General features: G+C 61.7%; 11 protein-coding genes. 2 read left to right on the forward strand and 9 right to left on the reverse strand.

Going from position 1 to position 14,839, the window contains the following annotated elements; all coding sequences use genetic code 11:
* Window positions 1-111: 111 nt before the first annotated feature.
* Window positions 112-924, reverse strand: a complete 813-nt coding sequence (locus KSS90_RS24605) for a tetratricopeptide repeat protein (RefSeq protein WP_217867630.1) — start codon at window positions 922-924, stop codon at window positions 112-114.
* 206 nt (window positions 925-1,130) lie between these two features.
* Between KSS90_RS24605 and KSS90_RS24610 the strand changes: the two genes are divergently transcribed.
* Window positions 1,131-1,688, forward strand: coding sequence for a WYL domain-containing protein (locus KSS90_RS24610; RefSeq protein WP_217867631.1), 558 nt, complete (start codon window positions 1,131-1,133; stop codon window positions 1,686-1,688).
* A 133-nt stretch (window positions 1,689-1,821) separates the two neighbouring features.
* Here the strand turns inward: KSS90_RS24610 and KSS90_RS24615 are convergent, their stop codons facing one another.
* The 7 genes from KSS90_RS24615 to KSS90_RS24645 all read right to left on the reverse strand — a co-directional run bounded on the left by KSS90_RS24615 (window position 1,822) and on the right by KSS90_RS24645 (window position 10,657).
* Entirely contained in the window at window positions 1,822-2,685 is an 864-nt protein-coding gene (locus tag KSS90_RS24615; protein ID WP_217867632.1) for an ABC transporter permease, read from the reverse strand.
* A 14-nt stretch (window positions 2,686-2,699) separates the two neighbouring features.
* Window positions 2,700-3,563, reverse strand: coding sequence for an ABC transporter ATP-binding protein (locus KSS90_RS24620; protein WP_217867633.1), 864 nt, complete (start codon window positions 3,561-3,563; stop codon window positions 2,700-2,702).
* 6 nt (window positions 3,564-3,569) lie between these two features.
* Entirely contained in the window at window positions 3,570-4,589 is a 1,020-nt protein-coding gene (locus KSS90_RS24625; protein WP_217867634.1) for an ABC transporter substrate-binding protein, read from the reverse strand.
* Between the two features lie 18 nt (window positions 4,590-4,607).
* Window positions 4,608-5,507: a TauD/TfdA dioxygenase family protein gene (locus KSS90_RS24630; protein WP_217867635.1), complete on the reverse strand. Its 900-nt coding sequence runs from the start codon at window positions 5,505-5,507 to the stop codon at window positions 4,608-4,610.
* 245 nt (window positions 5,508-5,752) lie between these two features.
* Window positions 5,753-7,111, reverse strand: coding sequence for an HlyD family type I secretion periplasmic adaptor subunit (locus KSS90_RS24635; protein ID WP_217869855.1), 1,359 nt, complete (start codon window positions 7,109-7,111; stop codon window positions 5,753-5,755).
* Window positions 7,112-7,118: 7 nt separating this feature from the next.
* Entirely contained in the window at window positions 7,119-9,275 is a 2,157-nt protein-coding gene (locus KSS90_RS24640; RefSeq protein ID WP_217867636.1) for a type I secretion system permease/ATPase, read from the reverse strand.
* A 44-nt stretch (window positions 9,276-9,319) separates the two neighbouring features.
* Window positions 9,320-10,657 (reverse strand): TolC family outer membrane protein, encoded by a 1,338-nt coding sequence (locus KSS90_RS24645; protein ID WP_217867637.1) that lies wholly within the window; start codon window positions 10,655-10,657, stop codon window positions 9,320-9,322.
* Window positions 10,658-11,128: 471 nt separating this feature from the next.
* Between KSS90_RS24645 and KSS90_RS24650 the strand changes: the two genes are divergently transcribed.
* Window positions 11,129-13,255, forward strand: a complete 2,127-nt coding sequence (locus KSS90_RS24650; RefSeq protein ID WP_217867638.1) for a retention module-containing protein — start codon at window positions 11,129-11,131, stop codon at window positions 13,253-13,255.
* Between the two features lie 63 nt (window positions 13,256-13,318).
* Here the strand turns inward: KSS90_RS24650 and KSS90_RS24655 are convergent, their stop codons facing one another.
* Window positions 13,319-14,656 carry a TolC family outer membrane protein gene (locus KSS90_RS24655; RefSeq protein ID WP_038707140.1) on the reverse strand — a complete coding sequence of 446 codons (1,338 nt, stop codon included), beginning with the start codon at window positions 14,654-14,656 and terminating at the stop codon, window positions 13,319-13,321.
* Window positions 14,657-14,839: the final 183 nt, after the last annotated feature.

Below are 14,839 nucleotides of genomic sequence, written 5' to 3' on the forward strand. Positions count from 1 at the left end.
ATTCATAGTTTGCTAACTATCAATATACGCCCTGCCCTCCCCCTGTCGTCAACCGCAGGTGACGGAGGGAAAAGATGAAAGGTTGTTCATGATCGCTGCAGTCGCGCTGTCTCAAGGCTGGATCTGGTCTTCCAGCTTCATGGTCAGCGCCAGCGTGCTGCCCAGCTGGATCGCCTGGTCGCGCCAGCCCATGTAGCGCGCCGCGTCACGGCTGCTGAAATGCACCGCCAGCTCCTCGGCGGCCTGCATCACCCCGGTCGCCGCCGCCAACTCCAGCCAGTACAGCCCGGCCTTGGTGTCAGCCTCCACGTACAGGCCATGCAGCAGACGGTATCCCACCTCGAAGCGGCAGCGCTTCTCGCCACGCTCGGCGCCGCGCAAGAACCATTGGTAGGCCTCGAGCGGATCGACCTGCCACACCTGGTCACCCTCGCACACCTCTTCCTCATACAGATCGCCCAGCGCTGCGGCGGCATGCACCATGCCCCGCTCGAAGGCATGGCGGTAGTATTCCGCCGCATTGACATAGGAAACATCCACACCTTTGCCGAAGTAGTGCTGCTGCCCGAGGTTGAACCAGGCGGCAGCGTTGCCCTGCAACGCCGCCATGCGCAACAGGTGTCCAGCCAGCACCGTGTCACCCCGCCAGTACTTGCCATTGAGCCAGATCCAGCCTAGGTCGTTGAGCGCCGCGACGTTGCCCAGCAGGGCCTGGCGACACAGGTCGTGGTAGATGGCCTGCAGGTCGACCGCCTCGTCCAGGCGGTCGACCAGGCCGAAACGCTCGCCGCTCAAGGCCTGCTGGGCGGGCATGCCAACCCCGGCGAAGAGCCGGTGGCGCTGTCCGGGGCGGGCCGGCGCCGGGACGATCCGCTCGGGTAGAAGCCGGGCAAGCAGCGAATGGATATTGCTGGCGGCAGACATGTTCATCCTCATTGAACGACCCACAGCTCCAACCTCCACTGTGATGAGGCGTGATTCTGCGCGATGCCACGACAAAACCTGTCGCGAACGAATTGATCCCAGGCAACCAATTGCATCTTCCTTGATCTGAGCAGGCTGTGGCCAATTGCCATGCCCTGCCCGTGCCGCCATCCTATGTCGGCAAGCCTAGACAAGGACGTTTCCTTTTGCCGTTCGCCACCACCCGCGCCACTCTCAGCCGCCAGTGGGCATTGCTGCGCCAGCTGCCCAGCCGCTCTCCCGGGATCACCAGTGCCGAACTGGTGTGGCGCCTGCGTGACGTGGGCTTCAACATCAGCAAACGCACGGTCGAGCGCGACCTCAACGAGCTGTCGCTGATCTTTCCACTGGAGCGCAACGACAAGAGCATTCCGTTCGGCTGGCACTGGTCGGCCAACGCCGGTGGCGAGTTGCGTGGAAACTTCGACCTGCAGGGGTATCTGCGCGGCGATACGTTGCAGCCTGGACACGGGGAAGGCATCGAACTGCAGGCGTGGATCAGCGACTTGCTGGCCCGCCGTCTGCGCGAGACGCCGCTAACCGCCGACATGCAGTTGACCGCGCTGGATCAGGGGCACCGATTGCGGGCAACCGTGGCGGATGGCTGGCCCTTGCGCTGGTGGTTGCTGAGCCAGGGGGATGGGCTGGTGGTGGAAGCGCCGCAGGCATTGCGCGAGGAGATTGCGCGGACATTGGCCAGTGCGGCGGCCAAGTATCGGGACTAGACCCCGATTTCGCAGCTGGCTGATCTGGCCTCTCGCCGGCAAGCCGGCTCCCACACCGACCGTGCGGTCCTCAAGTCTTGCGCCCTACCTGTGGGAGCCGGCTTGCCGGCGAGAGGCCGCTACAGGCAACACACTAGCGCTGCATCCCCCAGCGCCGCACGGTCAGCCGTTCGAGGGTGTTGAACACCAGCCCCTCCACCAACAGGCCGATCAGGATCACCACTGCCAGCCCGGCGAACACCTTGTCGGTGTACAACTCGTTGCGGTTCTGGAAGATGTACCAGCCAAGCCCGCCTTTGCCACTGCTGGCGCCGAACACCAGCTCGGCGGCGATCAGGGTGCGCCAGGCGAAGGCCCAGCCAATCTTCAGCCCCGACAGGATCGACGGCAACGCCGCTGGGACCAGGATGTGCAGCACCAGGCGCAGGCCACGCAGCCCGTAGTTGCGCCCGGCCATGCGCAGGGTCTCGGACACGCCGAGAAAGCCTGCATAGGTGTTCAGCGCCAAGGCCCACAGCACCGAATGCACCAGCACGAAGATCAAGCTGTTGTCGCCCAGGCCGAACCAGAGCAAGGCCAGCGGCAGCAGGGCGATGGCCGGCAGCGGGTTGAACATCGAGGTCAGCGTGCCCAGCAGGTCGCGCCCCAGTTGCGTCGAGACGGCCAGGCTGGTCAGGCCGAATGCCAGGACGATGCCCAGCACATAGCCCTTGAGCAGCACCAGCAGCGAAACGCCGACCTTGGCTGGCAGCTCGCCGCTGAGCAACCCGTCCCACAATGCGCTGGAGGTCTGCAGGAAGCCCGGCAGCAACAGGTCGTTGCCGGTATAGCGAGCCACCGCCTCCCAAGCCGCCGCGAGCAGCATCAGGATCGCGGCCTTACGCAGCCAACCCTGTTGCCACAAGCGTTGCACCAGCGGCAGCTCACGCTCCAGCGGCACACCCGGGAGGGGTTGCAGCGGCACTTCGTATTCCTGGCGTACAGGTGTCGTGGTCATGTCCTGGCTCCTGTTCAGTAGGCAATACGGATATCGTTGAAGCCCAGATCACCCGTGCTTTCCGGCGCGTCGGCCTGGTCGAACAGCAACCGGTGGATGCGCCGGGCGCTGGCCTGGAAATCACTGGCGCCGAGGCTCCCGAGGTCGTACTGATGGCTATGCACCTCGGCCCGCACCCGCCCGGGATGCGGCGACAGCAGCAGGATGCGATTGCCCACCACCAGCGCCTCCTCGATGGAGTGGGTGACGAACAACAGGGTGAAGCGCACCTCTTCCCACAACAGCAGCAGCTCTTCCTGCATCTTTCGCCGAGTAAGTGCATCGAGCGCGGCGAACGGCTCGTCCATCAGCAGGATCTTCGGTTGCGTGGCCAGTGCCCGGGCGATCGCAACACGGGCTTTCATGCCGCCGGACAAGGTATGTGGGTATGCGTCGGCGAAGGCGGCCAGGCCGACCTTCTCCAGGTAATGCAGCGCCCGCTCTTCGGCCTCGGCGCGCTTGAGCTGGCCAGACACCAGCAGCGGGAACATCACGTTCTGCTTCACCGTCTTCCACGGCGGCAGCTGGTCGAACTCCTGGAACACCACGATGCGGTCGGGGCCGGGGCCGCGCACCGGCTGGCCCTGGAGCAGGATCCGCCCTTCCCGGGGTTCGATGAAGCCAGCCACGGCCTTGAGCAAGGTGGACTTGCCGCAGCCGGACGGGCCGAGCAGGACGAAGCGGTCGGCGCGATCCACCTCAAAGCTGACCTGGTGGGTGGCCCGCACCACGCGTTGGGCGGTGCGGTATTCAAGGCTCAAATTGTCCACCGCCAGCAGCGGTGGCGTGGCGACACGGCTCAGTGTGCTGACCGTGTGGCCTGGCAATGGGGCGGTCATTGGCGCTCAGCTCCCTTGCAGCGGGCGTTCATCCTGGAAGAAGTAGTCCTTCCACGATTCGGGCTTGTGCTTGATCGCGCCGACCCGGTAGAGGAACTCGGCCAGTTTGTAGGTGTTCTTCGGCGTGACGGTGAATTCGTACTGCGGATTGTCGATCAGCTTGATCAGTGCCTCGCGGTCGATCTTGGCCTTGGTTACGCGGATGTAGGTGTCGGCGGCGGCGGCCTTGTCTTTCTGGGCGAAGTCGGCGGCTTCGGCCAACGCATCGACGAACGCCTTGTAGGTCTTGGGGTTGTCCTTGCGGAACTGCTCGGTGGCGAACAGCAGGGTCGGTGAGTTGGGGCCGAGCAGGTCGTAGCTGTTGAGCACCACGTGCACGTTCTTGTTGGCCAGTACCTGGTCCTGGAACGGCGGGTTGGAGAAGTGCCCGTTGAGCTCGGTGCCACCGGCCAGCAAGGCCGCTGTGGCGTCCGGGTGCGGCACGGCCAGGGTGTACTTGTCGAGGCGGTTGTACTCCTTGTCGCCCCACTGCCGTGCGGCAGCGTACTGCAGGAAGCGCGACTGTACTGAAACGCTCACCGCCGGGACGGCGATACGGTCCTTGTCGGAGATATCGGCGATGGTCTTCACATTGGGATTGCTGCTGACCAGGTAGTAGGGGAAGTTGCCCAGTGAGGCGACGGCCTTGACGTTCTGGCGACCCTTGGTGCGATCCCACACTGTGAGCAGCGGCCCGACGCCAGCGCCGGCGATGTCCACCGAGCCGGACAGCAACGCGTCGTTGATCGCCGCGCCACCGGAGAGCTGGGCCCAGTCGACCTTGATGTCGATACCCTGCTCCTTGCCGTGCTTCTCGATCAGTTGCTGGTCACGAACCACATTGAGCAGCAAGTAGACGATGCCGAACTGCTCGGCGATGCGGATCTGTCCTTCGGCGTGGGCCACGGTGGGCGCCGCCAGGCTGCCTAAGCCCAAGCTAACGCCCAGGCCGATACTTGCCGCCAGGCGGCTGATGGATTTGCGCATGGTGTATTTCCTCAGTCGTCAGAACGGGGCATCGCCCTGGATGGTGGTGCGGTACAGCTTGCGGCGCAGGTGCGCGGGGCAACCGGCGGCCAGGTGGATCAGCGAGCGGTTGTCCCAGAACACCAGGTCGTGGGGCTGCCATTGATGGCGGTAGATGTTCTGCTCCAGCACGCTCAGGGCGTACAGCTGTTGCAGCACGTCGCGGCTTTCGTCATCCGGCAGGCCGACGATGCGGGTGGTGAAGCCTTCGCTGACGAACAGCGCCTTTCGGCCGTTCTCCGGATGAGTACGTACCACCGGGTGGATGACCTCCTGGACCTGGGCCAGTTGCTCGGCGGTCAGCGTCGGGCGCCAGTTGCCTTCGAACTTGGTCTCGGCGTAGCGGGCGGTATAGGAATGGGCTGCACTGCGGCCCTCGACGATGCGACGCAGGGCCGCGGGCACCGCGTCCCAGGCCTTGTGCATGTCGGCGAACAAAGTGTCGCCGCCCTCGCTGGGCAGCTCCTGGGCGTGCAGCATCGAGCCCAGGCTCGGCAGCTCCTTGTACGACAGGTCCGAGTGCCAGAATTTGCCAGCGTCACCTAAGCCGACGTTGCGACCGTTCTCGACGATGTTGGATACGATCAGGATCTCGGGATGGCCGGCGAGCAGGAACTGCTTGAGCACATGGATCTGCAGCTCGCCGAAACGGCGGCTGAAGGCGATCTGTTGTTCGGGGGTGATGCGCTGGTCGCGAAACACCAGGACATGGTGGTCCAGGTGGGCGCGGTGAATGCGGGTGAAATCCTCGGCATTGACCGGACTGGCAAGGTCGAGGCCGATGATCTCGGCACCGACGGCGCCGGGAAACGGGCGGATGTCGAAGGTTTGCGGTTGGGCGCTGTCGATGGTCGACAAGGCGTTCGAGGCGGCTGGCATTGTTCACTCCCACGCAATGCGCGACGTCAGGGCGCGCAACGATCGGAAACGCACGGGGATTACCCGTGTGGGTTCGAGTCGTGCGGCGCGCCGATTGGTCGGCGGGTACGCAGTGGGGTGACTATAAAGTCATAAGAAAAGTAATTTAAATACCTTTATTGCATATTCATATGAATATGTTCCGGCCCTGCGCCAGTGGCAAAAGTGAAAGCGTGGGAGCGGGCTTGCCCCGCTCCCACGAGCGATCAACGCTCGCGCAAGGCTTCCGAACGGGCCTTGATGATCGGCTTGAGCAGGTAGCTCATGATGGTCTTCTTGCCGGTCATGATATCCACGGTGGCCACCATCCCCGGGATGATCAGCAGCGGCTTCTCGTCGCTGCCCAGGTGGCTCTTCTCGGTGCGCAGCTTGATCAGGTAATAGGTGGTCTTCTTGTCTTCGTCGGTGATGGTGTCGGCACCGATCTGCTCCAGCTTGGCTTTCATCCCGCCATAGATGGTGTAGTCATAGGCGGTGAACTTGACCGTGGCTTCCTGGCCTGGGTGCAGGAAGGCGATGTCCTTGGGCAGGATCTTCGCCTCGACCACCAGGGTGTCGTCCAGCGGCACGATCTCGATGATGTCGCTACCCGGCTGGATCACGCCGCCGATGGTATTGACCAGCAACTGCTTGACGATACCGCGCACCGGCGAGGTGACCATAGTGCGATGCACCCGGTCATCCAGCGCCTTGCTGGTGGCGGTGGCCTTGTTCAGCTCGGTGCGCGCCTCGTTGAGCTGGGTCAGCGCCTCGCTGCGGAACTTGCCGCGGGTCTCCTCGATCTTGCTCTCGACCTCCTTGATCGCCGCCTCGGCCCGCGGAATGGCCAGGGCGGTGGAGTCCATCTGGCCACGGTTCTCGACCTCGGCACGGCGCAAGCGCAGCACCTCGACCTGGGAGATCGCGCCCTGGGCCACCAGTGGCTCGGACATCGAGATTTCCTGGCGCAGCAGCTGCAAGCTGTTGGCGTACTGGGCGCGCTTGGAGTTGAACTCGCGCAGCTCCTGCTGTTTCTGCACCAGTTGCTGTTGCAGGCCGCCAATCTCGTCCTGCAACTGCTGACGACGGCTCTGGTACAGCGACTGTTCGTTGGCGGCCTGGCTTGGGGCGGCCTTACGCAGCTCTTCGTCGATCTGCAGCGGCTTGTCCTCGACCTCGGCGTTCAGGCGCTGCACGCGCAAGGCCATGGCCAGGCGCGAGGCCTCGGTCTCGTCGACGTTGGAGGCGAAGCGGGTCTCGTCCAGGCGCAGCAGCGGCTGGCCGACTTCGACGATCTCCCCCTCCTTGGCGAAGATCTCGGCAACGATGCCGCCTTCGAGGTTCTGGATCTTCTGCACCTTGGACGACGGGATGGCCTTGCCCTCCCCGCGCGTCACCTCGTCGATGGGCGCGACGCTGGCCCAGACGATGAGGAACAGGAAGAACGCGATAACGCCCCAGATGGTCAGGCGCACCACGCGCGGCGCATCCTCGATCAGCGCCTTGTTGACCTCGGGCAGCGGCTGGCCGGCCAACGACTCGGAGCCCTTGAAGTAACGGCGCAGGTTGTCCCTGAAACGCCCCATATCCAGCTTATGCAACACTGATCTGCCCCTTCTTCAGCGCATCCATGACGGCGGCTTTCGGGCCATCCGCGACGATCTGTCCACGATCGATGACGATCAACCGGTCCACCAGCGACAACAGCGACGCCCGGTGGGTGACCAGCAGCACGGTCTTGTTCTCGATGACCGCGGCCAGGCGCTGTTTGAGGCGCTCCTCGCCGGTGTTGTCCATGGCGCTGGTGGGTTCGTCGAGCAACAGGATCTGCGGGTTGAGCAACAGCGCCCGACCCAGGGCGACGTTCTGTCGCTGGCCACCGGAGAGGTTCTGGCCGCGCTCGCCGACCTGCAGCTCGTAACCATCGGGGTGCAGGCGAGCGAACTCATGTACGCCGGCCAGCTCCGCGGCTTGCAGGATCAACTCGTCCTCGATGTAGCGGGCGCCGCTGACCAGATTGTCGCGCAGGGTGCCGGCCAGCAGCTGGATATCCTGGGGCACGTAGCCGATGTTGTGGCGCAGTTCGCTGACATCGATCTGGCGAATGTCCACGCCATCGACCAGCAGCGAACCGTTGTCCGGTTCGTACAGGCCGACGATCAGCTTGGCCAGCGAGCTCTTGCCCGAGCCGCTGCGACCGATGATGCCGACCTTTTCGCCCGGGCGGATGTTCAGGTTGATGCCCTTGAGTGCCTGGTTCTGCTGATTCGGGTAGGTGAACTCGACGCCGCGGAACTCGATGGCGCCCTGCAGCACCTGGCGGCTCAGCGGGCGCTCCTCGAAGTTGCGCTCCTGGGGCAGTTCCATCATCTGGTCGGTGGCGACCATGGTCACCTTGGCTTGCTGGTAGCGGGCCAGCAGGCCGTTCAGCGAGCCCAACGGGCCAAGGGCGCGGCCGCTGAGCATGTAGCAGGCCACCAGGCCACCCATGCTGAGGTTACCGTCGATGATCAGGTAGACGCCCACGCAGATCATCGCCACGCCGGCCAATTGCTGGATCAGCGCGGTGATGTTCATGGCCAGGCCCGACAGCACCTTCACCCGCAGCTCGAGGCGGCTGAGGGTGCCGAGCGTCTGCTCCCACATGTACTGGCGCTCGCTCTCGGCGTTGTTGACCTTGATCCCGTCCAATCCGGCCAGGGTCTCGATCAGGCTCGACTGGCGCTCGGAGGCTAGGGCCATGGTGCGCTCCATGGTCGCCATCAGCGGCTTCTGCAACGCATAGCCGATGCCCAGGGCCAAGGGGAACGCCAGGATCGGAATCCACACCAGGTGTCCGCCGATGATGGCGATGACCATCAGGATCAACAGGGTAAATGGCAGGTCGATCAGGCTGGTCAGTGTCAGCGAGGCGAGGAAGTCGCGCAGGCCCTGGAACTCGTGGATGTTCTGGGCGAAGCTGCCGACCCGGGCCGGGCGGTACTTCATGGCCATGCCGACGATGCGCTCGAACAGCGTTGCCGAAATGATCAGGTCGGTCTTCTTGCCGGCCAGGTCCAGGCAGAGGCTGCGCAGCCCCTTGAGAATCAGGTCGAAGACGTAGGCGCCGGCGATACCAACCGCCAGCACCCACAGGGTCGAGGTGGCCTGGTTGGGCACCACGCGGTCGTACACGTTCATCACGAACAACGGCGCAGCCAGGGCGATCAGGTTGATCACCAGGCTGGCGGCGATGGCATCGATGTACAGCCATTTGCTGCGCAGCAGCGTGTCGCGGAACCAGGAGCGCGCGCGGGGAATCAGGTTGCCGTGGTTGACGTCGAACTTGTGCTGCGGCTGGGCGAAGAACACCTTGCCGCTGTAGTCGCCCAGCAACGCCTCACGGGTGACATGCACCTCGCCGCCGTCGCTCTCGCTGAGCAGCAGCCGCGCGGTGTCCTCGTTTTCCCAGCCCAGCAGCACCGCGCAGCGGCCTTCCTTGAGCAGCAGCATCGCCGGCATGGCGATGCTGGGTATCTGCTCCAGTTTGCGCTGCAACAGGCGCCCCTGCAGCCCGGCCCGGGCCGCTGCACGCGGCAGCAGCTCAGCGGTCAGGCGTTGCGAGGGCAAGGGCAGCCCGGTGGTCAGCATGGCCCGACTGGCGGGTTTCTGATGCAGGACACACAGGGTCAACAGACTGTCCAGCAGCGGGTCGTCATGCTGACTGCGTGGATCGTGGCTGAGTTGGACTCGACTGACTTCGGATTCCACGCGGCGCTCTCTTCATCCTTGCGGGGGTGGGTTCAAGGCGCCTTTCAGTTCATGCCTGGCAGGTTCACCTTGGGTTTCAGGTCGTTCTGCACAACGGTAGCCATCGGGGCTACGACACCCTGGCTCTTGAGCAGCTGGCCAATGGTCGCCTTGATTCGGTACTGAGTAAACATTTGTGTGTTCTTCACCTCTACCAGACGACGCTGGGCGGTGAAGGTTTCATTCTCGCTATCGAGCAGGTCGAGCAGGGTTCGTTCGCCCAGGCCGAACTGCTGCTGGTAGGCGCTGCGCACCCGGTTGCTGTGATCGACGTACTGCTGGGCGATCGGCACCTGGGCGTTGGCGTTCTCCAGAGCATTCCATGCCAAGCCTAACTCCTCATTGAGCTGGCGCAAGGCGTTGTTGCGAATGTCCAGCGCCTGGTTGGCCAGGTACGACTTCGATTCCAGGTCCGCCTTGTTGCTGCCGCCGGCGTACAGGTTGAAGTTCATGCGCAGCATGGCCTGCCACTCGTTGTTGTGGCCGACCGCGCCATCGAGGTTGTTGTCGGCCGTTCGTCCGAGTTCGGCATCGAAACGTGGATAGAAAGTAGACTTTGCCGCTTCGTATTGCTTCTCTGCGGCCGCGATATCCGACTCGGCCGAGCGCAGGATCGGGCTCTCTTCGACCAACTGGTGGCGAGCTTCGTCGAGGGTCGCCGGCAGCAGGTCGACAAATGGCGCCGGCGTGCTTAACTCGTCGGGCATTTGCCCGACGACGCTCAGGTAGTTGGTATTGGCATCGGCAAGGTTGGTCTGCTCGGTGATCAGGTTGTTGCGGGCCTGGGCCTGGCGCGCTTCGGCCTGGTCGAGGTCGGCCATACGGCCGACGCCACGGCTGGTACGCAGTTTGATCTGGTCGAGGATACGATCATGGTTGCGCAGGTTTTCTTCGGCCAGGCGCACCATCTCACGGCGCGACAGCACGTCCAGGTAGACCTGGGCGACGGTCAGCGCGGTGCGCTCGGAGGTGCCCAGCAGGGAGTAGGCGCGAGCGTTGACGGTGGCTTGTTGGCGCCCGACCTCGCTGGAGGTGGCAAAACCGTCAAAGACCATCTGCCGCAGGCGGATCGCCGATTCGCCACGGTTGAGCGTCTCCCAGCGGTTGCGGGTGCTTGGGCTGTCGGTGCCCTCGCGGCCATAACCGGCCGTCACATCGACCCGCGGCAAATAGCCGCCCTGGGCTGCACGCAATTGATAGTCCGCGGCCGTGCGTGCGTTCACGCCGGCCTGGATTTCAGGGTGTACCTCGAGGGCCTTCTGCATGGCTTCGGGCAACGTCTGGGCTTGAGCAACAGTAGTGATGAAAGTGAAAGGCAGGGCGGCGAACAAGGACACACGCATTCAACTGATTCCCGAAAAAATACTGGCACAGCTATAAAATCTAACTACCCCTAATCTTTTAAGATGAAAACTCACTTGTAGTCGTAAGAATATTTTCTCAATCATGTACGGTATGTAGGAATGCTCTTCAGGCACACGATTACCAATATGAAGAGCACAAATTATTGCTTAGCATTATCCGAAACATGTCAACGACCCAGGCATTCCCTATGGGCATAGTCAGACCTAAGGTTTGTACGAGTAATAGTTGAGCGGCAATCAGGCAAGGCAAAAACAGGCGAGAAGCGGTCGCAGTCGTGCTCAAAACCACAGGCCATAAATGAGCATTCCAAGCCTACTTCCCATGCTGTCTGCTCGTCGAACAGGCAGTGCCTGAAGCTTGCGCCAAACACTTGAGTACGCCAAGTCCAAGTTTCACACCTACATGGCCGCCATTATGGCAGACCACTGCATGAAAGTTTGGAGAATTAAATGAGCACTGTTGTCGCCATCGTCAAAAGCCTTGTTGGCCAGGTTATCGCCGTGTCCCCAGAGGGTATTCAGCGTGTATTGATCGAGGGTGACCGCTTGCTTGCCGGAGAGCAACTGGACACCGGCATCGGTGGCTCGGTGACCCTTGAACTGGTCGATGGCCGCATCCTCGAACTGAGTCGCGAGACCCGGTGGACCGGTACCCCCCCAGACAGCAGCAACCTCAGTAAGGCCGCATTGTCGATTGAAGCGCTGCAGCAGACCATCACGGCAGGCACAGAGGCGACTATCGAGTTCGAAAACACAATCGTCGCCCCAAACACCCCTGATGACGGTGGCCACAGCTGCGTGATGCTACAAGAAACGGCGGGGATGGTTGCCCCAAGCATCGGCTTCCCAACCGAGGCAGGCATGCAATCGAGCGGTAACGATCTCCACGAGTCGCCTGGCAATGCATATACCATAGGCACTCAGGTGCTCAACACGATCCATGCATCTACCGCGACGCCATCCTCTACTCATCAGCCGCAGGCCTATGTCGCCATCAACCTGAACGAGGGAGATGACAGCTACACCGGTATCGCTGATCACAATATCGTTGTGGCAGACATCGCGGGCTGGCGTGTCCTGCCCGGGCAGAACTACAACCTTGCGTTCATCGTCGACACCTCTGCCAGTATGAAAGAGGAAGGCGTAGGTGCGGCGAAAAAGTCCCTCGAGTCAGTATTCAAGGTATTGGCCGCCAGTGCCCAAGGCGCACACTCTGGCAGCGTAAACATCCTACTGGTGGATTTCTCCTCCCAGGTCAACAGCATCGTTTCGGTACCCCTGAACGAAGCAGGTCTACAGCAATTGCTCGGCGGCTTGAACACCCTCAAAGTGGGAGAGGGTCTAAATGGGGGCACAAATTATGAAGATGCGTTCAAGATAACTGCCAACTGGTTCAACAATCTCCAGAGCGCTGGCAAATCCGCTAGTAATCAAACGTTCTTCATCACCGATGGCGTGCCAACCCATTACCAAGAAGAGCGCATCAATCCGACACTGGGTGACTCAGGCATTACCCTGGACATTTTCTTGAGCACTATAGACTATCAGCAGGGCATGACATACAACGCCCCCCTAGACAGGGGCACTACCACTGTAAGCATCGATAACGATGGCAGCCTGAGGCTGAGTTATTTCAGCGATAAAACATGGAAGCATGAGTTACTTGGAAAGCTACACGCAAATGGCAATGGCGCTTTCGAGCTTTCTACTGTCGTACATGAAAATCCAAAGCAAGGCCCTAACTCCCACATCAACGCACTTTCCAGCTTCAAACTGCTGGCAGACCTGTCCAATGTCGAAGCCATCGGCATGAATGACAGTATCAAGCTTATGGAACTGAACCCTTTTGATTCCGACGGCGAGCCGCAGGCCAATATCGACCCCAGTAAGCTGGCCGGGGCTATCTTCGGAAATACCGAGTACGTCCGACCGGGTAACGATACCGTCTATGGTGGTGGCGGCAATGACATTCTTTTCGGCGATCTGATCACCTTCGACGACATCACCAGCGCTGGTGTCCATGCGATTCAAGCTTACGTCGCCGACAAGTTGAGCATGCCAGTAAATACTGTAACTATCGAAACCATGCACAATTTCATTACCGAGCACAGCGCCGAGTTTAACGTTTCGAGCAGCAATGATGGAGCCGACACCCTGCAGGGCGGTGCTGGCCAGGACATTATCTTCGGCCAGGGTGGCGACGATCACATAGAGGGTGGCAAAGGTGACGACGTGATGATCGGAGGCAAGGGGGCCGATACCTTCGTGTGGAGGGTCGGCGACGAAGGCAAGGATGTGATCAGGGACTTCAACGTCCGGGAAGGTGACCGACTCGATCTGCGCGACCTGCTACAGAGTGAGAAGGACATTGCCATCGACAACTTCCTCAGAATCACCACCATCGACGGCGAGACCACGCTACAGGCGAGCAGCGACGGTAAACTGAACGCTGCCGGCGGCTTGGCAAATGCCGATGTCAGCATCAAACTCGAGGGTGTCAACTGGTCGAACAGCACGATCCAGTCACTGATCAGCGGTGCCGATCCGACCATCAAGATCGACCATTCCAACAGCTGAACCCGCTCCAACCAACGGCCTGCAGCCACCGCCGGAAGGAGCCGGAAATACTCAAGACTTCCCTCAGTTCATGCCCGGCAGATTCACCTTGGGCTTCAGGTCGTTCTGCACAACGGTAGCCATCGGGGCTACGACACCCTGGCTCTTGAGCAGCTGGCCAATGGTCGCCTTGATTCGGTACTGAGTAAACATTTGTATGTTCTTCACCTCCACCAGACGACGCTGGGCGGTGAAGGTTTCATTCTCGCTGTCGAGCAGGTCGAGCAGGGTTCGCTCGCCCAGGCCGAACTGCTGCTGGTAGGCGCTGCGCACCCGGTTGCTGTGATCGACGTACTGCTGGGCGATCGGCACCTGGGCGTTGGCGTTCTCCAGAGCATTCCATGCCAAGCCTAACTCCTCATTGAGCTGGCGCAAGGCGTTGTTGCGAATGTCCAGCGCCTGGTTGGCCAGGTACGACTTCGATTCCAGGTCCGCCTTGTTGCTGCCGCCGGCGTACAGGTTGAAGTTCATGCGCAGCATGGCCTGCCACTCGTTGTTGTGGCCGACCGCGCCATCGAGGTTGTTGTCGGCCGTTCGTCCGAGTTCGGCATCGAAACGTGGATAGAAAGTAGACTTTGCCGCTTCGTATTGCTTCTCTGCGGCCGCGATATCCGACTCGGCCGAGCGCAGGATCGGGCTCTCTTCGACCAACTGGTGGCGAGCTTCGTCGAGGGTCGCCGGCAGCAGGTCGACAAATGGCGCCGGCGTGCTTAACTCGTCGGGCATTTGCCCGACGACGCTCAGGTAGTTGGTATTGGCATCGGCAAGGTTGGTCTGCTCGGTGATCAGGTTGTTGCGGGCCTGGGCCTGGCGCGCTTCGGCCTGGTCGAGGTCGGCCATACGGCCGACGCCACGGCTGGTACGCAGTTTGATCTGGTCGAGGATACGATCATGGTTGCGCAGGTTTTCTTCGGCCAGGCGCACCATCTCACGGCGCGACAGCACGTCCAGGTAGACCTGGGCGACGGTCAGCGCGGTGCGCTCGGAGGTGCCCAGCAGGGAGTAGGCGCGAGCGTTGACGGTGGCTTGTTGGCGCCCGACCTCGCTGGAGGTGGCAAAACCGTCAAAGACCATCTGCCGCAGGCGGATCGCCGATTCGCCACGGTTGAGCGTCTCCCAGCGGTTGCGGGTGCTTGGGCTGTCGGTGCCCTCGCGGCCATAGCCGGCCGTCACATCGACCCGCGGCAAATAGCCGCCCTGGGCTGCACGCAATTGATAATCCGCGGCCGTGCGTGCGTTCACGCCGGCCTGGATTTCAGGGTGTACCTCGAGGGCCTTCTGCATGGCTTCGGGCAAGGTTTGTGCTTGAACGAAAGAGGCGGCGAGAGCGAAAGGAAGAGCGGTGAACAGTGACGCACGCATTTTTACTGGTTCCCGAGAGAGCTGTTGTTCCAAATCACAGCCGAAGCCGTGCCTGCCTTGGAAAATGGCGAACCCTGATCTGTATGTAGGAAGCTTCCAAATAGGCAGTGCGATTAATACAAAAGAAAGGGGTTGGCTGGCCAAATATCAATGTGACATTACCTTGGCGATTGTTTAGGATGG

It is taken from the genome of Pseudomonas maumuensis, from assembly GCF_019139675.1.
Lineage (GTDB): Bacteria > Pseudomonadota > Gammaproteobacteria > Pseudomonadales > Pseudomonadaceae > Aquipseudomonas > Aquipseudomonas maumuensis.